Below are 20,371 nucleotides of genomic sequence, written 5' to 3' on the forward strand. Positions count from 1 at the left end.
GCTCCCGTTAACGGGCTGATGGCCGAGAGGGTGAGAGCGCTCGCGAACAGCTTCCATCGAGTCACTTCTATCAGTCAATGAAAAGCGGAAAGTCCGGAATCGATCTTTCTCGACCCGCGGACCCCCGTCTTGACAGAAGCGCGGGCGGAGGCGACTCTCGTGGCCGAGAGCGCTCTCCGTCGGATTCCACCCGTAGGAGATGCCATGCACACCGCCCCACCCCGCCATCGGCGCCGGCCCCACCGCACCGGCCGCCGCCTCCTCACCGCCCTGGCCGCCGTCCTGGCGCTGCTCGCCGGCGGCGCCGTCGCCGCCGGGCCGTTCGCCGCGAGCGCCGCGTCCGCCCTGATCTCCCAGGGGCGGCCGACGACCGCGTCGTCGAGCGAGAACGCCGACACGCCGGCCACCGCCGCCACCGACGGCGACCCGAGCACCCGCTGGTCGAGCCAGTTCGGAGACCCGCAGTGGCTCCAGGTCGATCTCGGCGCCACCGCGACGATCGACCAGGTGCGGCTGGTCTGGGAGGCCGCCTACGCCCGGGCCTTCGAGATCCAGGTCGCCGCGAACCCGGCCGGCCCGTGGACCACCGTGTACGGCACCACCGCCGGGACCGGCGGCACGCAGGCCCTCGCCGTCTCCGGCACCGGCCGCTACGTGCGCCTGTACGGCACCGCCCGGGCCACCGCCTACGGCTACTCCCTCTGGGAGTTCCAGGTCTACGGCGCCATCGGGCCCGCCGGCTGCGCCGGCAACGCCGCGCTCAACCGCCCGGCGGTCGCCTCGTCGACCGAGAGCGCCACCACACCGGCCTCCGCCGCGGTCGACGGCAACTCCGGCACCCGCTGGTCCAGCGGCTTCGCCGATCCGCAGTGGCTCCGCGTGGACCTCGGCGCGACGCAGACCCTCTGCCAGGTCACCCTTCAGTGGGAGGCCGCGTACGCCCGGGCCTTCCAGGTCCAGGTCTCCGCCAACCCGGACGGTCCGTGGACCACCGTCTACGCCACGACCACCGGCGCCGGCGGCACCCAGACGCTCGACGTGACCGGCTCCGGGCGCTACGTGCGGGTGTACGGCACGGCGCGGGCCACCGCCTACGGCTACTCGCTCTGGGAGTTCGCGGTGCGCACCACGTCCGGCTCCACCCCGCCCCCGACGACCCCGCCGCCCTCGGGCGGCTTCTGGGGCGACACCGGCTCGATCCCCCCGGCCGCGAACGTGCTCATGGTGAAGGTGCTCAACCGGACCAACGGCCGCTACCCCGACAGCCAGGTGTACTGGAGCTACAACGGGCAGACCCACTCGATCGCGGAGCAGCCCTACTTCGACATGCCGGTCAACACCGCCGGCCGGATGTACTTCCATCTCGGGTCGCCCACCAGCCAGTACAGCGACTTCATCGAGTTCACGGTCGGGCCGGACCAGTTCAACGGCAACACCACCCGGGTCGACGCGTTCGGCCTGAAGCTGGCCATGCGGTTGCGCGCCCACGACGGGCGGGACGTGGCCGTCGGCGAGACCGAGGCGACCTTCACCGAGGACCGGGCGGTGACCTTCCAACGGTTCGCGGACGCCATGCCGGCCGAGTTCAAGCACCTGGCCACCGTCGAGGCGCCGTACCGCATCCCGTCGCCGGGGAACACGCCGCAGTTCCGGCCCGGCGGACAGTACGACAACTACCTCAGCGGCTACGCGTCGTCGGTGGGGTTGCCGGCCACCACCTCGGACATCTTCGGCTGCGCCGGCCCGCTCGCTGGCAACCCGGCCGGCTGCGCGGCGCTCAACCGCCACGTCGCGCACCTGCCGCCGGCGCAGTGGTCGGACCCGAGCCTGTTCTACCAGCAGGCGCCGGCCAACTACTACGCGAAGTTCTGGCACGACCGCGCCATCGGCGGCCGGTCGTACGGCTTCCCGTACGACGACGTCGCCGACCAGTCCTCGTTCGTGTCGGCGGCGGATCCGGCGTGGCTGCTGGTCGCCGTGGGCTGGTGACACGGGACCGTCCGCGCGGTCCCGGGGCCCGGCCGGTCACCGGCCGGTCGGGCCCCGGGGCGACCGGGTGTGGCCCGCGCGTACCCGGGTAACCGGCGGAGCCGAGGAAGGGGGCGTCGTGACGGATGAGGCACCGGACTACTTCCAGCCCGAGCACGGCCTGGTCGTCACCCACCTGTTGATCGTGCGGGACGTGGACCGCTCGCGGGAGTTCTACCGCGACGTGCTCGGCGCCACGGTGGTGCGGGACCGGCGGCCTGCCGTGCTCCGCCTGCACAACAGCTACCTCGTGCTCAACGACGAGGGTGGCCCGACCGACGACAAGCCGACCGTGACGGCGCGGGCGCCGGCCGACCCGGACACCCTGAGCGGGGCGCTCAACATCCGGGTCACCGACGTGCGGGCGGTCTACGAGCTGTGGCGGTCCCGCGGCGGCGAGTTCCTGACGGAGCCGAAGGACCACGGGATGGAGATCCGGTGCTACCTGCGCGATCCCGACGGGTATCTCATCGAGCTGGGCCAGGGCACCGGCATCCTGGCGGAGATGGGCCGGCCCGTGCCGGGCTGAGCCCCGGCCGGGCGGTCCCGGCCGGGGGTTGCCCGGGGCGGGTCAGACCCGGGTGAGCCGGACGGCGTCGGCGACGACCAGGCCGCCGGCCGAACTCCACCGGCTCACCGCCACCCGGTTGGCGTCCCCCGCCGGCAGGGCGAAGGTGCCGAGGATACGCCACTGGCCGCCGGTCGCCCGCTGGTCGACGTGGACCGTCTGGTTGCCGGTCGTGGTGGCGACGATGTACGGCGTCGCGCCGTTGTAGCCGGCGTTGGCCGGCCACCAGGCGTCGACGCGGTAGGTGGCGGAGGCGGGGACGTTGAACCGGTACCAGGCGGGGTCGCTGGCCGCGACCGGGTCGGCGTAGCGGTAGTCCGCGCCGTAGCGCTGCCCCGAGTAGGACGAGACGCCCCAGTTGGCGCTGGCGGTGAAGCGCCCGGCGGTGGCGTTGTCCACGATCGAGGACCAGGCCGTGCCACCGGCCATCTTCGCGGCGACGTCGGCTCGCATCGCGTCCAGGTCGATGAAGGACGGGTCGATCTTGCCGGTGGTGCTGGTCTCCCGGTGCCCGCGGGCGTAGCTGGCGTCCCGGCCGAGCCGGGTGAGGACGGCCGCGGTGGCGGCCACGGAGGCGTCGTACTGGGCCGCCGTCATCTCCTGGCTGACCCCGTTGTAGTCGATCTCCCAGCCGATCAGCATGGTGTTGCCGTCGCCGGCCGGGATCGGCCCGCTGCCGCCGCTGGTGCCGGCGTGGTTGCAGCGTCCCGCCGAGATCACGTGGAAGACGCCGTGGTAGTCGACGAGGGCCTGGCAGAGCGGGCCGGGCAGGTCGGAACGGCCGTTGATGCAGATGTTGAGCGCCGGGTGCGGGTTGGTGGCGCTGGAGGTGGAGGCGGTGTGGTGCCACAGCACCCCGATCGGGTCGAACGAGCCGGGGCGCATCCGGTTGAGCCAGTCACCCTCGACGACGACCTGCACCCCGGCCGCCCGCAGCACGTCCACCAGCCAGGGGATGGTCGCCATCAGGAGTCCCCGAGCAGGTCGGCCAGGCACTCGGCCTTCGGGGCGGCGGCCGCCGCGCGGGGACGCGCCGCGACGGTCAGCGCGGCGGCGACCAGGGCGGGGATGCCGAGCAGTGCTCGGCGCCGCGGACGGACGGTTCGTGACGTGGGCATGGCACTCCTTCGGCGACCGGGCGAGGAACGTTGCGCGGACGCTATACCGTCACGAACGTCTATGTCGATACCCTTCAGTCTCGATCCTCGGGCTGAAGGAAATTGGCAGTCCCGGGCGGCGCTCCCCGCCGGGCCGTTTGGCCGGCGGCGATCCCGGAAAGAGTGGCGGCATGAGCTGGGCCCGAAGAGCCGTACCCGCCGCCGTCGCCGCCGTGGCGGCCCTCGCCGCACGTGACCTGCTCCAGCGCGACCACGCGCTGCTGCGCACCTTCCCCGTCCTCGGCCGCGCCCGCTACCTCCTGGAGTCGATCGGGCCCGAGCTGCGCCAGTACATCGTGGCGGGCAACAACGAGGAGCGGCCGTTCACCCGCGACCAGCGGCGCTGGGTGTACGCGTCGGCGAAGCAGGAGAACAACTACTTCGGGTTCGGCACCGACAACGACATCGAGTACACCCCCGGATACCCGATCATCAAGCACCGCACCTTCGGCCGGGCGGTGCCGCCGTCCTCCCCCGCCGCCGGGCACGACGTCACGCTCCCCTGCGCGAAGGTGCTCGGCGGCGCCCGGGGCCGTGCCCGCGCGTTCCGCCCGGAGTCGGTGGTCAACATCTCCGGCATGAGCTTCGGCTCGCTCTCCGGCAACGCCGTCGAGGCGCTCAACCGGGGCGCCGCCCTGGCCGGCTGCCTGCAGAACACCGGCGAGGGTGGGCTGTCGCCGTACCACCGCAACGGCGGCGACCTGGTCTTCCAGATCGGCACCGCGTACTTCGGGTGCCGGGACGAGCGCGGCCGGTTCAGTCTCGACCGGCTCAAGGACCTCGTGGCGGGAGCGCCGGTCCGGGCGCTGGAGATCAAGCTCAGCCAGGGCGCGAAGCCCAGCCTCGGCGGCCTGCTGCCGGCCGCGAAGGTCTCCGCCGAGATCGCCGCCACCCGGGGCATCCCCCGGGGACGGGACTGCGTGAGCCCGTCGCGGCACGCCGAGTTCTCCGACTGCGACAGCCTGCTCGACTGGGTGGAACTGCTCGCCGCCGAGACCGGCCTGCCGGTCGGCATCAAGTCCGCCGTCGGCGACCTGGGCTTCTGGGCGGAGCTGGCCACGCTCATGCGCGACACCGGCCGGGGCGTGGACTTCGTGACCGTCGACGGCGGCGAGGGCGGCACCGGGGCCGCGCCGCTGATCTTCACCGACTCGGTGTCGCTGCCGTTCCAGCAGGGCTTCTCCCGGGTCTACCGGGTCTTCGCCGAACGGAACCTGCACGAGCAGGTGGTCTTCGTCGGCGCCGGAAAGCTCGGGCTGCCGGACAACGCCGTGGTGGCGTTCGCGCTCGGCGCCGACATGGTGAACGTCGGCCGGGAGGCGATGCTGGCGATCGGCTGCATCCAGGCGCAGAAGTGCCACACCGACACCTGCCCCACCGGCGTGGCGACGCAGAACCCGTGGCTGGCCCGGGGCGTCGACCCGGCCCGCAAGTCGGTGCGGGCCGCCAACTACGTGCGGACGCTGCGGCGCGACCTGGTCAAGGTCGCCGAGGCGTGCGGCGTCGAGCACCCCGGGCTCATCGACACCGGCGCGGTCGAGGTGCTCGACGGCCGCACCGCCTCCACCCCGCTGGACCGGGTGTACGGGTACCGCCCCGGGTGGGGGCTGCCCTCCGCCGCCGACCGCGCCGAGATCATCCGGCTGATGACCGCCGAGGCGCCGCAGGGCGGCAGTGCGCCGCCCTCACCGACCGCCGTGGGCTGACCCGCGCCCGCGGCCTGCTCACTTCGGCAGTTCCGCGCCCGTCTGCTCACTGACCAGGTACGCCGCGTACCAGTCGGGCCAGTTCGGGTCGGTCGCGCCGGTGCGCTTCTCGTGCTCGCCGTGGGCGGCGGCGGCCCGGCGGAGCGCGGCCGCGAGGTCGTTGCCGGAGGCGAACGACGGCGCGTCGGACTCGACGCGCCCCGGCAGCCGCGTGGTGATCTCCTGGAGCAGCCAGGTGTTGCCGTCCGGGTCGCTGAACTCGGCGCGCGAGAGGTAGCTGCGGCGCTCCGGGTCCGGACCGCCGGCCGGGCCGCCCGGGCCGGGGTGGAAGATCTCGCTCACCTCGACGCCGGCGGCGAGCATCGCGCTCCGGGCCGCCTCGATGTCCGCGACGATCAGGTACGCCTTGCCCGACCCGGGCGCGGCGGCGGTGAGAGTGGGGCCGAACTGGACCGAGCATCCGGAGCCCGGCGGCGTGAACTGGACGATCCCGGGCGGCGTGCGGTCGAGCCGCCACCCGAGGCGCCCGTAGAACTCCTTGGCGCGGTCGACATCCGCCACCGGGATGACGACCACCTCGAGCTTCAGGTCGATGTTCCGGATCGGCGTCCCGCTCGCGTCGTTGCGGCGGACATCCGTCGCGCTCATCGCGACCTCCCTGGTGGGCCTGGCCTCTCGCCCGCCACGTTACTGCTCCCCCACCCCCGAGCTGCCCCGTTTCCGCATCGCCGTGCGGGCCGTGCGGCGCTCGGCGGCCGCCCGACGGGTCACCGCCCGGCGCCCGAGGGCCGGTGGTCGGCGAGCCGGAGTCCGACACCGCGTACCGCGACGACGGTCACGCCGGTGCCCAGCTTGTCGAGCTTGCGCCGCAGCCGCTTGACCAGCGACTGCACGTCCGCCTTCCGCTGCAACCCCTCGTCGTGCCAGACCGTGCGGTGCAGGTCGGCGTAGCTCCAGACCCGGACCGGCTCGGCGGTCAGGCAGGCCAGGAGGTCCCGCTCCAGCCGGGTGAGGACCACCTCCCGGTTCCCCCACCGGGCCGTGGACCGCGTCCCGTCGACGACCAGTGCGTCGTCCGGCGCCCGGGGCGCCGGGGCGACGGCCGGCGGAGGACCGACGGCCGCCGGCGACCCCGGTGGCGTGATCAGCCTCCGTAGTTCGTCGAGGTCGGCGACCAGGAGCAGCGGTGCCACGCCGTCGAGGAGCTCGGTGAGCCGGATCCGTTCGGCCGGCGACGGCGTCACCCCGATCACCAGCGGGAAGGAGGTCTCCCCCGGATCGGTGCCGCCCGCCGCACCTGTCTCGTTCCCGATCACCGCACCCACCCCCAGGAACAACGACAAAGGTTGCCTGCCTTGGGAATCGCCGTGACAGAAATTGTCAACCACGGCGTCCATTGGCGAACTGTTGGTGACAAGTTGCTCACGTACGGTTCTTGATCGCGCTTTCCTGCCGATCATAGTGTCCACTCAGGCAGCCGGCGTAGACCCGCACGGCGCCTAGGGGGCCTGGGGGTTCGTCCACACCGCTGTTGATCCGACGGGAGAGGTCTCCCTGCGCCCTTCCGCCATGGCTCGAACATCGCGGGTCGTTCTGGAGGAGGCAGCACCGATGCTGAGACGTCCACACAGGAGGGGCCTGGCCGGTCGGCTGGTGAGCGCGGGCGCCGTCCTGGTCCTCGCCGCGACCGGCCTGGCCGCCACGGGAACCGGCGCACAGGCTGCGCAGACCGGCACGGGAACCGGCGCCACGGCCGACGACAAGATCCGCCCCGAGCTCACCCGGCAACTCCAGGGCAAGAGCGAGGGCGACTTCTGGATCCACTTCAGGGACCGGGCCGACCTCGGCAGGGCCGCCGCGGACAGGGACTGGGTCAAGCGCGGCGCCGCCGTCGCGGACGCGCTGAGGAAGACCGCCGCCGAGAGCCAGGCCAGGATCCGCGCCGAACTCGACAGCTCGGGCACGAAGTACCAGGCGTTCTGGGCGACCAACGCCATCAAGGTCAGCGGCGGCTCCCTCACGATGGCCCAGAACCTCGCCGCCCACGCCGAGGTGGACGGCCTGTACGCCCCGACGGAGTACAAGCTGCCCGAGGTCACCGAGGGCACCGACGAGAAGTCGGTGAACGCCCTGGAGTGGGGCATCGCGAACATCAACGCCGACGACGTCTGGTCCCAGTACGGCGTCAAGGGCGCCGGCATCACGGTGGCCAGCATCGACAGCGGCGTGCAGTTCGACCACCCGGCGCTGGTCAACTCGTACCGCGGCAACAACGGTGACGGCACCTTCGACCATGACTACAACTGGTTCGACGCCGCCGGCGACTGCGCCACCGCGCCCTGCGACTCCGACGGCCACGGCACCCACACGATGGGCACCATGGCCGGCTCGGACGGGGCCAACCAGATCGGCGTCGCCCCCGGCGTCAAGTGGATCGCCGCGAACGGGTGCTGCCCGACCGACGCCGCGCTGATCTCCTCCGGCCAGTGGATGCTCGAGCCCACCGACCTCAACGGGCAGAACCCGGACGCCGGCAAGCGGCCGAACATCATCAACAACTCGTGGGGCACCACGCTGCCCTCCACCGAGCCGTTCATGGAGGACGTGACCGACGCGTGGACCGCCTCGGGCATCTTCGGCACCTGGTCCAACGGCAACAACGGGCCCGCGTGCCAGACCAGCGGCTCGCCGGGCAGCCTGTCCAGCAACTACTCGGCCGGCGCGTACGACGTCAACAACAACATCGCCAGCTTCTCCTCCCGCGGCACGGGCCAGAACGGCGAGATCAAGCCGAACCTGTCGGCGCCCGGGGTCAACGTCCGGTCCAGCGTCCCGGGCAACTCGTACGCCAGCTACAGCGGCACCTCGATGGCGGCGCCGCACCTCGCCGGCGCGGTCGCGCTGCTCTGGTCGGCGGCACCCACGCTGGTGGGCGACGTCGCCGCGACACGCGCGCTGCTGGACGACACGGCCGTGGACAAGGCCGACACCCAGTGCGGCGGCGGCACGGACGACAACAACGTCTACGGCGAGGGCCGGCTGGACGCGCTCGCGCTGCTCAACGCCGCCCCGATCGGCGACAACGGCACCCTGGCCGGCAAGGTGACCGACGCGGGAACGGGCGCCCCCGTCGCCGGCGCCACCGTCGCCCTGACCGGCGCCGCGACCCGCTCGCTGACCACCGGCGCCGACGGGACGTACTCGTCGCTGCTGCTGGCCGGCGACTACCAGGTCGCCGTCTCGGCGTTCGGCTACCAGACGCGGACGCTGTCGGCGACGGTCACCACGAACGCGACCACCACCCTCGACGTGGCGCTGACCGCGGTGCCGAGCGTCACCGTCGGCGGGCAGGTCACCGACGGCTCCGGCCACGGATGGCCGCTCTACGCGAAGGTCAGCGTCGAGGGCCTGTCCGTCTCCGACTACACGACGCCGGGCAACGGCCGCTACAGCCTCAAGCTCCCGGCGGGCGCGACCTACCGCCTGAAGGTGGAGTCGCAGTACCCGGGCTACCAGAGCGTGACCAGGGAGGTCGTGGTCGGCTCCGGCAACGTCACCAGCAACATCGCCGTACCGGCCGACCCCGCCTCGTGCACCACGGCGCCCGGCTACACCAACAGCTCGGACGGGGAGTACGAGACCTTCGACGGGGACACCGTGCCCGAGGGCTGGTCCGTGGTCGACAACGCCGGCTCCGGCCAGGTCTGGAAGTTCACCGACAGCGGTGAGCGGGGCAACCTGACCGGCGGCGCCGGCCGGTTCGCCATCATCGACAGCGACGACTACGGCAGCGGCGGGCGGCAGGACACGTCGCTGGTCAGCCCGGTCGTCGACCTGACCGACGTCGCCACGCCGGTGATCCGGTTCAACCAGGACTACAACTGGCTGAACTCCGACCGCGCGGACGTCGACCTCAGCCTGGACGGGGGCACCACCTGGAGCAACGTGCTCCGGCAGGCGGCCGACGTCCGGGGGCCGAGGGTGACCGAGGTGCCCATCCCGCAGGCCGCGGGCCAGGCGCAGGTCCGGGTCCGGTTCCACTACTACGACGCCTCCTGGGAATGGTGGTGGCAGGTCGACAACGTGCTGATCGGCAGCCGGATCATCTGCAAGCCGGTCGACGGCGGCCTGGTGCTGGGGCACGTCCGGGACAAGAACGACAACGGTTACGTCAACGGCGCCACCGTCACCAGTGACGACCGCCCGGCGGAGAAGGCCACCACGGTGGCGACGCCGGACGACACGGAACTGGCCGACGGCTTCTACTGGATGTTCTCGTCGCTGACCGGCGCGCATCCGTTCACCGCCCGGGCCGGCAACTACGTCAGCCAGACCAAGCAGGTCGACGTCGAGACCGACTGGGCGACGGCGGCGAACTTCCAGCTCGCCGCGGGCCGGCTGGCGGTGCAGCCGACATCGGTGACCGGCACGGTCCGGATGCCCACCGGCAAGGTCAACAAGACCTTCACGGTGACCAACACCGGCGGGGCGCCCGTCAACGTCGAGTTCACCGAACGCGACGGCGGGTTCGTGCTCCAGCGGGCCGACGGGTCCCGGCTTTCCGAGCAGGAGCTGCTCGGCTCCACCGGCGCGCCGGCGCAGCGGCTCACCGCCCCGACGTCGTTCGCCGCCCGCCCGTCCGGCAAGTCCGCCACCGGAGCCGCCGCCACGCCGGCCGGTCCCCAGGCGGCGCCCTGGACGGGCATCGCCAACTACCCGGCCAACGTCATGGACAACCGGGTCGTGAACCTCGACGGCAAGGTCTACTCCATCGCCGGCGGTGACGGCACGACGTCCAGCGCGAAGAACTACGCGTACGACCCGATCGCCCAGAGCTGGACGGCCGTCGCCGACCTTCCGGGCGCGCGCAACGCCATGACGGTCGGTGTCGTCGACGGCAGGATCATCGCCACCGGCGGCTGGGGCGCCTCCGGTCCGGACGGCACCACCTGGTCGTACGACCCGGCGGCCAACACCTGGACCAGGAAGGCGGACAACCCCGCGCCGCGGGCCGCCGCCGGCCAGGCCGTCGCGGACGGCAAGCTGTACGCCGTCGGCGGCTGCACCACGGCCAGCTGCCTGCCGATGTCCAACTCGGTGGTCCGGTACGACCCGGGCGCCGACACCTGGGAGACCCTGCCCAACTATCCGAAGTCGGTGGCGTTCCTGTCCTGCGGCGGGATCGGTGGCACCGTCTATTGCACCGGCGGCAACGACGGCACCACCTCGCAGAAGGCCAGCTACGCCTTCGACCCCGGCGCCAACGCCTGGACCGCCGTGGCGGACGCGCCGGCCGACAACTGGGCCAGCTCGTTCGCCGTCGCGAACGGCAGGCTCCTGGTCGTCGGTGGTTCGCAGGGCGGGGCGATCACCAACGCCGGCTTCGCGTACGACCCGGCGACCGACTCGTGGGCGAACCTGCCCAACGCCAACGCCCCCCGCTACCGCGGTGGCGCGGCGTGCGGCTTCTACAAGGTCGGCGGCTCCTCGGGCGGCTTCACCGCCACGAAGGACAGCGAGGTGCTGCCGGGCTTCGAGGAGTGCGCCGAGGGGCCGGCGGACGTCAGCTGGCTGACCGTCGACACGTCGAAGGTCACCCTCGCGCCGGGTGCGAAGGTCACCGTCACGGTCGGCATGACCGCCAGCGTGGACCAGCCCGGCACCTACTCGGCGTCGGTCGCGATCAGGGAGAACACGCCGTACACCGTGGAGCCGGTGGCGGTCAGCATGGTCGCGCAGCCGCCGACCACCTGGGGCAAGCTGATGGGCACCGTCTCCGGCACGAGCTGCCAGGGCGCCACCGGGCCGCTGCCCGGCGCGGTCGTCCAGGTCGACTCGTGGGCGATGTCCTGGACGTTCGCCACCGACGCCGACGGCGGATACGCCTACTGGATGGACCGGCGCAACAACCCGCTCACCATCATCGTCGCCAAGGACGGCTGGAAGCCCCAGACCCGTCAGGCGAGGATCAGCACCGCCACGCCCACCGTGGAGGACTTCACCCTGTCACCCATCCGCTGCTGACCACTGGTCGCCGCTCTCGGAGGTTCGGCCCGCCCGGTGTCTTCCGCCGGGCGGGCCGCGCCGTGTCGACGGCCCGGTCGGGGCGACGCCGGGGATCCGTGCTCAGGACGCGAGGCGGAAGCCGACGCCACGTACCGCCTGGATCGTCGGCGCCGCGCCCAGCCGGCCGAGCTTGCGGCGGACCCGGCGCACCACCGAGTGCACGTCGGAGCCGCGTCCCAGGTGGTCGTTGCCCCAGACCGCGCGGTGCAGCCGCGCGTAGGTCCACACCTCGCCCGGCGTGCCGGTGAGGCAGACCAGCAGGTCGTGCTCCAGCGGCGTCAGCCCGACCTCCCGCTCCCGCCAGCGCAGGACGCGCCGGTCGGAGTCGACGTCCAGCCCGGGCACGGGCCGGCGGGCCGGCGCGGAGGCGTCGGCGACCGCCTCGGGGGCGGCCGGGGCGTCCGCGGGGCGGCGGACCAGATCGAGGAACCGTCGTGCCTGGTGGACGCTCGACACGATCAGGAACGCCTCGGTGCCGCCGAGCAGTTGGGCGAGCTGCCGGCGTTCCGCCGCCGAGGACGCGATGCCAATGACCAAGGACGCGTTCCCTGTCATCACTCGCCCTTCCGTTTCCCACCCTTTCGTGAGGCTGGTGCGCCGCAGCGGGCAGTTACCGCGCCGCTGCGGCGCAGGTGGTCGCACGCGGCCGCCAGGCGTGGGTGGTTGCGGACACCTGCGGGTCGGCTCCGGGAAAGGCGTGCGGGACCTGCGTTTCCGTGGTGAGGCGTTGCTGGTCTGCTGACCGCGATCATATAGCCGATCACCGATGTTCGGTATAGCCGTTAACGCCACCGCAACAGCCGTCGAGAAGATGACGACGGCAATGTCTCCGGCGGCGCCGCCACGCCGGCCGGAACAGCCCGAACGGGTCAACCGCACCGAACGCGCCGCGCTGCCGCTCTCGCGCCTTCACGATGGGACCGGAGACACCGGTGGTGAAGGGAGAGATCAGGTGAAGCGTAGGCGTGCCAGAAGAAGCCGGCTGCTGCAGGCGGCGGTGTTGTCCCTGTCCGCGGTGACGGTCGGGTTGGCGGTCCTGCGTGCGGCGCGGCGCACCGCGGGAGCGGCGCCGGCCGACGCGTGGGCCGGTACGGACGGCGCCGTCGCCCCTGACCGCATGGACGCGCCAGCCCTCGGCGGCGCCGCGACGGGTCGCGGCCGGGAGACGGCGACGAGCCGCTGACCGGTGAGCCGGAACGCCGCGGGAACCGGTCCCTGGGCGGACCGCCGCGGTGGGCGGAACTCGTCGGTCCGACGGGCTACGCGCCGGACTGAGGGGTGGCCATCGTGGTGCCGGCCCGCAGGTGCGCCAGGGCGCCGCTCCAGGCGGCCAACTGGTCGAGCATCGTGTTCACCGCACCGACCTGGTGATCACCGGGCTTGAAGACGCTGAAGTTCTCGAAGTCGGTGAAGAGCGACAGCGCGACCTGCGCCCGCACGTCCGCCATCTGCAGCTCGGCGACAACCAGGCGGAGGTGCTCCACCGCCCGGGTGCCGCCGACGCTGCCGTAGCTGACGAACCCGGCCGCCTTGTTGTTCCATTCGGCGTAGAGGAAGTCGATCGCGTTCTTCAGCGCGCCGGAGGTGGAGTGGTTGTACTCCGGGGTGACGAAGACGTAGCCGTCGTAGGAGGCGATCTTCTCGGCCCACCGCAGGGTGTGCGGCTGGGTGTACTGGCCGAGTGACGGCGGCGCCATCTCGTCGAGGTGGGGAAGGTTGAAGTCCTTGATGTCGACGAGTTCGTACTGGGCGTCGTCCCGCTGGGTGGCGATTTCGTGCACCCAGCGGGCCACCGTCTCCCCGTTACGTCCGGGACGCGTGCTCCCGATGATGATGCCGATCCTGGTCATTGCCGTCCCTTCCGTCCGTGGGCCCGGCGAGCGCGGGCACGGGCGGCGTCTACCCGGTCGGCATGGTTTCGAACGGCATCAGCACCGGGCGGCTCAGTGCCAGTCGCTGATCTGCACGTCCCGCGGCGCCGGCGCCCCCTCGCCGGTCTCCACCAGCGACTTCAGGCTCATGAGGTAGGAGCCCCACTTGGTGCTGCAGTGGTGCATGAACTCCACCGGCTCCCGCCAGCCCCGGTGCGTGAACAGCACGATCGTGTAGTCGCCGTCCTGGCGCAGCTCCCAGTCGACGGTGGTCCCGATCCACTCCTCGGGCCCGTCGACCACCCGCCACCCCACCCGCTCGGACGGCCGCAGCTCGACGACCTCCATGTCGAAGCCGCCGGGCAGGAACCGGAACTCCAGGACGCCGCCGACGTCGGCGCTGCCCTTCGTGTCGTCGGTCCACCAGCCGGCGAGGCCCTCGACGGTCGTCAACGCCTCGTACACCTTCTCCGGCGTCGGGGTCTTGACCCCGACCCGGTGCAGGATGTCCACCATCTCGTCTCTCCTTGATCTCGTTGGTCAGTCCTGTCGGGTGCGCTGGATCGCCTCGGCGATCCGCTTGATCCGCTGCAGTCGGGCGTCCCACGCCGATCCGACCGACGCCAGCTGGGCCACGGCGCGGGCGAGCTGCGCGTCGTCCACCCGGTACCGCTTCTCGCGGCCCGCCGGCGTCGCCCGGACCAGGCCGACCCGGTCGAGGACGCCGAGGTGCTTGGCCACCGCCTGGCGGGTGACGGGCATCTGCTGGCTCAGCGTGGTCGCGGTGCCGTGGCCCTCCACGAGCAGCAGGTCGAGCATCCGCCGCCGGGTCGGGTCCCCGATCGCGGACCAGAGGTCGTCGTCGACCTGCTCGGCCACCCCGGTGCTCACGCCGGCACCTCCAGCGTCGCCGCGTACGACACCAGCCGCGGCAGGTAGAAGTCCCAGCCGGTGACGTGCTCCCGGTACTGCTGCTCCAGGACGGCCACCTCCCAGCCCATCTCGCGGAAGCCGCTCTCGGTCATCCGGAGCAGCGTTCCGCCGCCGGACGGGGTCAGGTCGAAGGTGACCAGCAGCGAGTTGCCCTCCACCGCGGCCTCGCCGGCCGGCTGCGTCCACCGGAACGAGAACCGCCGCGGCGGCCGCGCGTCGACCACGGTGAACGGCACCACCGCCCCGCCCGCGTCGGGGTCGCCGAAGATGATTTCGCCCGTCGACCCGGGCGTCGGGTCGTACCGGGCGTCGTCCGGCCACCACTGCTTGAGGTGGTCGGGGCTGCTCACCACCTCGAAGACGATCTCGGGCGACGCCTCGACGTAGATCTCGCGCTCGATGGTTCCGAACTCCACGACAACCTCCTGCAACGTTTGGTTGCGCATGACGCTACCCCGGCGCCGCGCCTCGCGCAACCATTCGTTGCGCTTCCGAGGCCGGACGGAGGGGCCCGCGCACCGGATTCGATGAGCCGTCGGCGGCGGAAGCGCCCCTACCATGCGAGCGTGATTCGCGTCGCTCCGGTCCGGCGGCCGTACCCGCTGCTCGCCGCCGCGCTCGTCGTGTTGCTGCTCGGCGCGGGCGTGGCCTGGGGCGTCGACGGCGCGCTCGGGCTGAGCCACCGCCCCGCCGCCGTGCCGCGCGAGGACGTCGCGGCCGCGCCCCGGCGGGTCGCCGCGCCGGCGCCGCCGCTGGTCGCCGTGGTCGTGCCGGACGAGCCGCGTACCCGCAAGGCCGCGGCCGCCGTCGCGGACGCGCTCGTCTCCCGCGGCCTGCCCCGCCCCGTCGTCACCCCCGCCGCGCCGGGCCCGGCCGCACCCCGGACCGGCTCCCCGACCGGCCCGCGCGCACCGGACCTCTCGGCGGTGACCACGCTGCGGGCGGGCGTGCTCGCCACGCCGGACCCGGCTCCGGAGTCGTACCGGATCGACGTCCGCGGGAGCGAGCTGACTGTCGAGGGGGGCGACGTGGCGGGCGTCGCGGCCGGGCTGTACCGGCTCGCCGACCGGATCCGCTCCGGCGCCGAGGCGCTGCCCGCCGCCGACGCGGACCGGCTGGTCGCGCCCCGGCTCGGCCTGCGGCTGACCGACGCCGGCTCGGTGGGCCGCGAGCCGGACCCGGCGGCCTTCGCGGTGGGCGACGACTACAACCTGAACACCGACGTGGTCGGGGAGGCGCTGCTGCCGCGGGCGCCGTGGGTGGACGCCGGCGCGGTGGCCCGCATCGGGGCGCAGTTCCGGCAGTTCGTCGACCACTCGGTGGCGCAGGGCTACAACGCCGTCGTCGTGCCGGGCTTTCTGGAGTACGTCACCTTCGCGAAGGTCGGCGACGGGCACGCCGTCTACCCGCCCGGCGACCCGCACGTCGACCGTGCCAGGGCGATGGTCGCGGCGTTCGGCCCGGTCTTCGGGTACGCCGAGGAGATGGGCCTGAAGGTCTTCCTGCTCACCGACATGCTCGCGGTGTCGCCGCCGCTGGAGGCGTACCTGACCCGGACCGTCGGCGGCCTCGACGTGACCGATCCCCGGCTGTGGGCGGTCTACCGGGCCGGGCTGGCCGAGCTGTTCGAGAGCCTGCCCTTCGTCGACGGCCTGATGGTCCGCGTCGGCGAGGGCGGCGAGGTGTACGCCGGGGACGGCTGGGACTACTCGTCGAAGCTCGCGGTCACCACCGAGGCGTCCGTGCGCGCGATGCTGCGGGCGCTGCTCGACACCGCGGGAAAGACCGGCCGGGAGATCATCTTCCGCACCTGGACCGTCGGCGTCGGCGCCGTCGGCGACCTGCACACCAACCCCGGGTCGTACGCGCGGGTGCTGGGCGGGTTCGACGACCCGCACCTGATCGTGTCCACCAAGTACACCCTCGGCGACTTCTACAGCCACCTGCCGCTGAACACCACCCTGCTGGCCGGCACGCACCGCCGCATCGTGGAGTTCCAGGCCCGGCGCGAGTTCGAGGGGTTCGGCGCGTTGCCCAACGACCTCGGCCCGCTGCACCGCCAGGCGCTGCGCGAGTTCCTCGCCGCCAACCCGAGGGTCGAGGGCGTCTGGAACTGGACCCAGGACGGCGGCCCGCTGCGGGCCGGGCCCATGTCGCTCTACCTGCGCGACGGATTCTGGCAGCTCTACGACCTCAACACGTACGCCGTCGCGCGGCTGGCCTGGGATCCGGACGTCGACCCCGCGCAGGTCACGGCGGACTGGGCGTACCGCACGTTCTCCGCCGACCCGGCCACCGTCGCCGCGATCGGGCAGGCCATGGCGCTGTCCCGGGCCGCGGTCACCAAGGGCCTCTACATCGGCCCGTACGCGGACCGGTCGGTGCGGGCGCTCGGGCTGGAGCCGCCGCCCATGATGTGGATCTTCGAGTGGGACATCCCCACCGGCGACTCCGCCGCGCTCGACAGCATCTACGCGGTGACCGGCGACCGGGTCGACGCGGCGATCGACGAGGGCGGGCAGGCCGTCGCGCTGGCCCGGCGCATGCGCGACCTGGTCGCCGCCACCGACCCGGCCACCTGGCGCGACGCCGGGCTGCGCGAGCACTTCACCGACACGCTCGACTACGAGGTGAACCTGTTCGAGGCGCTGGCGGCCTACCGGACCATGGTGCTGCGGCACGCGCAGTGGCTGGACACCGGCGCCCCTGAGGCCTACGCGGGCTGGCGGGCGGCCGAGACGGCGTACCACGCGGCGCGGGACGCCCATCGCCAGCGCTACGCCGCCGACCTGGACCTGCCCGCGTACAACTTCACCGCCGCGGACCTCGGGGCGCGGCGCGCGGACCGGGACCCGGCCATGGCGTGGGCGGCCCGGGCGCTGCTCGCGCTGATCCTCGCGGTGGTGCTGCTCGGCCTGCGCGGTCGCGGGTTCGGCGGCGGCGCCGCGCGCGGGCTGCTGCTCGGCGCGGTCCGGCCGTGGCGGGTGGCGGCGCTGCCGGCGCCCGTGTCCCGGGCGGACCGGATCCTGGTCTGGCTGGTGCCGGCCGTGGTCCTGGTGGCGAGCCGGCTCGTGTTCACCTGGTTCGCGGCCCCCGCGCACCTGCTGGTCGCCCTCGGCGGGTGGGCGCTGTTCGCCCTCGTCGTACGCCTCGTCGTCGGCCGGCGCGACCCGTTCCACCTGTGGGCCGTGGTCGGCGGGGTCGCGCTGCTGCGCAGCACGCTGCTCCTGGCGGCGCTCGCCGGGCGCGGGCCGGGGCGGTACTGGTTCGCCTTCTGGACCGCGCCGGCCCAGCGCGCCGCCTACCTCACCGTCGCGTTCGCGGCGTTCTGCTGGCTCTTCGTGGCCACCGCCGTCGTCCTCCGCGACCGGTACCACCTGCCGCGGCGCCGCGCCGTCGGGCTGACCCTGACCGCCGCGGGCGTTCCGCTCGGCCTGCTGGCCGGCCTGGTCGCGGCGATCGGCCTGGAGCGCGCGCTGACGGTGTGGAACGACCAGTTGGCGCTGCTGCCCTGGGGCCTGTCCCGCATCCTCGGCATCACCGTCTACCTGGGCATTCCCGCCGGCCTACCGGCCTACACCGCAGTCACCGGCGCCGCCCTGGTCGCCGTCGGCCTGCTGCTGTCGGCCGTGCGGAAGGACCACAGGCACCGCCGGGCGCGACAACCCCGGTCGGCACCGGCGTCCCGCCCCGGGGTTGGGCCCGACCGGGTGGGGTAGACCGCCCCGATGGCGCGGGCGGGCTACGGCCGGGTTGACCCGGTTCGGACCCCCCAGGACGGCTCGGGGGGCCGATGTCGGATGCAGCGCGGCGCAGCGGGCCGGGGACGTCCGACGACGTGGTGGAGCTGCGGGTGCACGGTGCCGCCGCCGCGGGCGCCGGCCAGGCCCTGGACCTGCCGCCGGTCGAGCAGGTCGCGGGCGACCGCAGCGGCGGCTTCTACCGGCCCCGCCACCGCTGTCCGGGGGCCGGCGCCGCCGACGGGGTGACGGTGGAGGCGTACCGCTGGGGCGACCTGCCCTCCGGAACCATGGGCCGGACCCTGTCGCTGGTGTTGCTGCTGCCGTTCATGCTTGTCAACCTGGCTGTCTGGATGCGCCCGGGGAATCACGGCCCGGACGCGACGGTCAGGTCGCTGTGCCGGCTGCTGGCGCTCACGATCACCGCGCTGTACGTGCTCGCCTTCGCCGGGGTCGCGTTGGACCTCGTCGCCTGGAAGTGCCTGGCCGCACCGCGCTGCCCGGCCGGGCGCAGCTGGCTGTCCTGGCTGGCCGGACGACCGGCCGGCCTGCGGCTGGCGGTCCTGGCCCTGGTCCCGGCCGCCGCCGTCGGCCTGGTCTGGCGTGCCAGCACCCGCCCGGGGCGGGTGTTCGACGCGTTCCGCCCACCCGAGGCGGAGGTCTCCGGGCACCGGCTCGGCACCGTCGGCAGGTGGGACGCCGAGCCGCTGGTGGGTCGGCTGCGCTCCGTCCACGTCGCGGCGGCGTTCGCGACCCTGGACGTCACGCTGCTCGCCGCCCGCGCCTCCCCCGGCGCCTCGGCCGGCACCGTCGCGCTGGCCGTCGTGACCGGCGCGGTCCTGGCCACCTGCGTGGTCCTGCTCTGCACGCCCGCGCTGATCGACCGGGCAGCCGGGGACCGGCGACTCGACCGGGTCACCAGCACGTTGCGGACCATCGCCCTCGTCCTGACCGTCGTGGTCGCGGTCCACGTCCTGACCGGCCCGGCGCGCTGGCACGAGGGAGGCGACCTCCCCGGCTACGACGGGATCCTCACCTGGCTGTTCGTCACCCAGACCACCCTGCTGGCCGCGCTGGGAGCTGTGCTGCTGTGGCGCCGGGACCGCCGGCCGGACGCCACGCCGCTGCTCGGGCTGGGAGCGCTGGCGAGCAGCGCCGCGGCGATCGGTCTGGCCGTGGCCTACTCCGCCGAGATGGTCCACCGGGTGGCGGACTTCCTGGACCGCAACGCGCCGACGGCGGGACCGGCCGCCGGACCGCCCCGGGCGTACCTCTGGGCGATCTACGGCTTCTTCCGGGCGGCGCTGTTCACGCTGGTCGTGGCGGGCCTGGTGACGCTGGCCTCCCGAACCGGCCGGTTCCGCGCCGCGGCGGCGATCGTCGCGCGCGACCATCCGGACCCGCCGGCCGAGGCCGGGCCCCGGCTGCGGCAGGTGCGTCGGGCGATCGCGAAAGCCCGGTTCACCGAGAGCCTGATCCCGCTGGCCGTGGTCTACGCCTGCCTCGCCGGGCTCGGCACGGCCACCACCACCATCGGCGTGCTGGGGCTGCGTCCCGGTGACGTCCTCGAGCGGTACGGCGGCGTGCCGGCCGACCTGGTCGCCTTCGCCATCACGTTCGGCAGCTGGGTGGTCGCCGCGATCATCCTCGGCCTGGTGGTCGGCGCGATCTTCGCCTACCGGACACCCGGGTTCCGGCGCCACGTCGGCGTCCTGTGGGACCTGGGCACGTTCTGGCCCCGGGCCGCGCACCCCTTCGCGCCACCCTGCTACGCCGAACGGGCCGTGCCGGAGCTGACCCGGCGGATCACGTACCTGGTCGTCCGCGGCAACGCGGTGCTGCTCACGGGGCACAGCCACGGTTCGGTCCTGGCCGCCGCGACGGTGCTCCAGTTGCCGCCCCGGATCAGCGGCCGGGTGGCCCTGCTCACCCACGGCGCGCCCCTGCGCCGGCTCTACGCCCGGCTCTTCCCCGCCTACCTCGACGACGAGGCGCTGCACGAGATCGGCGCCCGGGTCGGCTGGCGGTGGCTGAACCTGTGGCGGGACACCGATCCCGTCGGTGGCTGGATCTTCTCCGCCCACCGGCCGGGGGCGCCGGCCTCGGTCGGCGGACCGGCCGCGGCCGTGGACCGCCGGTTACGGGATCCCGTCGAGGTGGTGGCCCCGCCCGGCGACAGCGTCCCGCCGCCGATCCAGGGACACCGGCCCTGCGAATCCGACCGGCGGTTCGCGCAGGCGGCGCGCGAGCTGGTCGAACGCCTCCGCGAGCCACCGGACCCGGGGCCGCGGTGAGCCGGATC

The 20,371-nt window shown here is 73.4% G+C and carries 16 protein-coding genes; 7 read left to right on the plus strand and 9 right to left on the minus strand.

All coding sequences use genetic code 11. From position 1 onward, the window contains the following. Positions 1-204: 204 nt before the first annotated feature. Both NLX85_RS25180 and NLX85_RS25185 read left to right on the plus strand, forming a co-directional pair. Positions 205-1,989, plus strand: coding sequence for a discoidin domain-containing protein (locus NLX85_RS25180; RefSeq protein ID WP_254339113.1), 1,785 nt, complete (start codon positions 205-207; stop codon positions 1,987-1,989). A gap of 118 nt (positions 1,990-2,107) precedes the next feature. Beyond that, on the plus strand, positions 2,108-2,557 hold the full coding sequence (locus NLX85_RS25185; RefSeq protein ID WP_091305409.1) for a VOC family protein: 450 nt from the start codon (positions 2,108-2,110) through the stop codon (positions 2,555-2,557). Between the two features lie 42 nt (positions 2,558-2,599). Here the strand turns inward: NLX85_RS25185 and NLX85_RS25190 are convergent, their stop codons facing one another. Beyond that, positions 2,600-3,562, minus strand: a complete 963-nt coding sequence (locus tag NLX85_RS25190) for an N-acetylmuramoyl-L-alanine amidase (RefSeq protein WP_254339115.1) — start codon at positions 3,560-3,562, stop codon at positions 2,600-2,602. After that, positions 3,562-3,714, minus strand: coding sequence for a hypothetical protein (locus NLX85_RS25195; protein WP_254339117.1), 153 nt, complete (start codon positions 3,712-3,714; stop codon positions 3,562-3,564). Before NLX85_RS25195 ends, NLX85_RS25190 begins: the two co-directional genes overlap by 1 nt. A gap of 170 nt (positions 3,715-3,884) precedes the next feature. Between NLX85_RS25195 and NLX85_RS25200 the strand changes: the two genes are divergently transcribed. After that, the gene (locus tag NLX85_RS25200; RefSeq protein WP_254339119.1) at positions 3,885-5,459 is read left to right on the plus strand and encodes an FMN-binding glutamate synthase family protein; all 1,575 of its coding nucleotides are present in this window, start codon (positions 3,885-3,887) and stop codon (positions 5,457-5,459) included. Positions 5,460-5,477: 18 nt separating this feature from the next. Here NLX85_RS25200 and NLX85_RS25205 read toward each other — a convergent pair whose 3' ends face one another. After that, positions 5,478-6,107, minus strand: coding sequence for a VOC family protein (locus NLX85_RS25205; RefSeq protein ID WP_254339121.1), 630 nt, complete (start codon positions 6,105-6,107; stop codon positions 5,478-5,480). A gap of 119 nt (positions 6,108-6,226) precedes the next feature. Further along, a complete protein-coding gene (locus NLX85_RS25210) occupies positions 6,227-6,775 on the minus strand; it encodes a winged helix-turn-helix domain-containing protein (RefSeq protein WP_254339123.1) in 549 nt (182 codons plus the stop codon). A 295-nt stretch (positions 6,776-7,070) separates the two neighbouring features. Here NLX85_RS25210 and NLX85_RS25215 point away from each other — a divergent pair, with 295 nt between their 5' ends. Continuing rightward, positions 7,071-11,483 (plus strand): S8 family serine peptidase, encoded by a 4,413-nt coding sequence (locus NLX85_RS25215; RefSeq protein ID WP_254339125.1) that lies wholly within the window; start codon positions 7,071-7,073, stop codon positions 11,481-11,483. A 102-nt stretch (positions 11,484-11,585) separates the two neighbouring features. Here NLX85_RS25215 and NLX85_RS25220 read toward each other — a convergent pair whose 3' ends face one another. Further along, the gene (locus NLX85_RS25220; protein WP_374628381.1) at positions 11,586-12,080 is read right to left on the minus strand and encodes a winged helix-turn-helix domain-containing protein; all 495 of its coding nucleotides are present in this window, start codon (positions 12,078-12,080) and stop codon (positions 11,586-11,588) included. A gap of 211 nt (positions 12,081-12,291) precedes the next feature. On the opposite strand from NLX85_RS25220, the gene NLX85_RS25225 reads away from it, so the two are divergent. Further along, on the plus strand, positions 12,292-12,708 hold the full coding sequence (locus tag NLX85_RS25225) for a hypothetical protein (RefSeq protein WP_254339129.1): 417 nt from the start codon (positions 12,292-12,294) through the stop codon (positions 12,706-12,708). A 76-nt stretch (positions 12,709-12,784) separates the two neighbouring features. Here the strand turns inward: NLX85_RS25225 and NLX85_RS25230 are convergent, their stop codons facing one another. The 4 genes from NLX85_RS25230 to NLX85_RS25245 form a co-directional block, all read right to left on the minus strand. Next, positions 12,785-13,375, minus strand: coding sequence for an NADPH-dependent FMN reductase (locus NLX85_RS25230; RefSeq protein ID WP_254339131.1), 591 nt, complete (start codon positions 13,373-13,375; stop codon positions 12,785-12,787). Between the two features lie 93 nt (positions 13,376-13,468). Further along, complete coding sequence (locus NLX85_RS25235) at positions 13,469-13,912, minus strand: SRPBCC domain-containing protein (protein WP_254339133.1); 444 nt, start codon at positions 13,910-13,912, stop codon at positions 13,469-13,471. Between the two features lie 24 nt (positions 13,913-13,936). Further along, positions 13,937-14,287: a metalloregulator ArsR/SmtB family transcription factor gene (locus NLX85_RS25240; RefSeq protein ID WP_254339134.1), complete on the minus strand. Its 351-nt coding sequence runs from the start codon at positions 14,285-14,287 to the stop codon at positions 13,937-13,939. After that, positions 14,284-14,745, minus strand: coding sequence for an SRPBCC family protein (locus NLX85_RS25245; protein ID WP_254339136.1), 462 nt, complete (start codon positions 14,743-14,745; stop codon positions 14,284-14,286). Before NLX85_RS25245 ends, NLX85_RS25240 begins: the two co-directional genes overlap by 4 nt. Before the next feature lie 150 nt (positions 14,746-14,895). Here NLX85_RS25245 and NLX85_RS33540 point away from each other — a divergent pair, with 150 nt between their 5' ends. After that, positions 14,896-18,048, plus strand: coding sequence for a hypothetical protein (locus tag NLX85_RS33540; protein ID WP_254339138.1), 3,153 nt, complete (start codon positions 14,896-14,898; stop codon positions 18,046-18,048). A 74-nt stretch (positions 18,049-18,122) separates the two neighbouring features. Further along, on the plus strand, positions 18,123-20,363 hold the full coding sequence (locus tag NLX85_RS25255; RefSeq protein ID WP_254339140.1) for a hypothetical protein: 2,241 nt from the start codon (positions 18,123-18,125) through the stop codon (positions 20,361-20,363). Positions 20,364-20,371 lie beyond the last annotated feature (8 nt).

It is taken from the genome of Micromonospora sp. A3M-1-15 (assembly GCF_024213425.1).
In the GTDB taxonomy this organism is placed as follows: Bacteria; Actinomycetota; Actinomycetes; order Mycobacteriales; family Micromonosporaceae; genus Micromonospora; species Micromonospora chersina.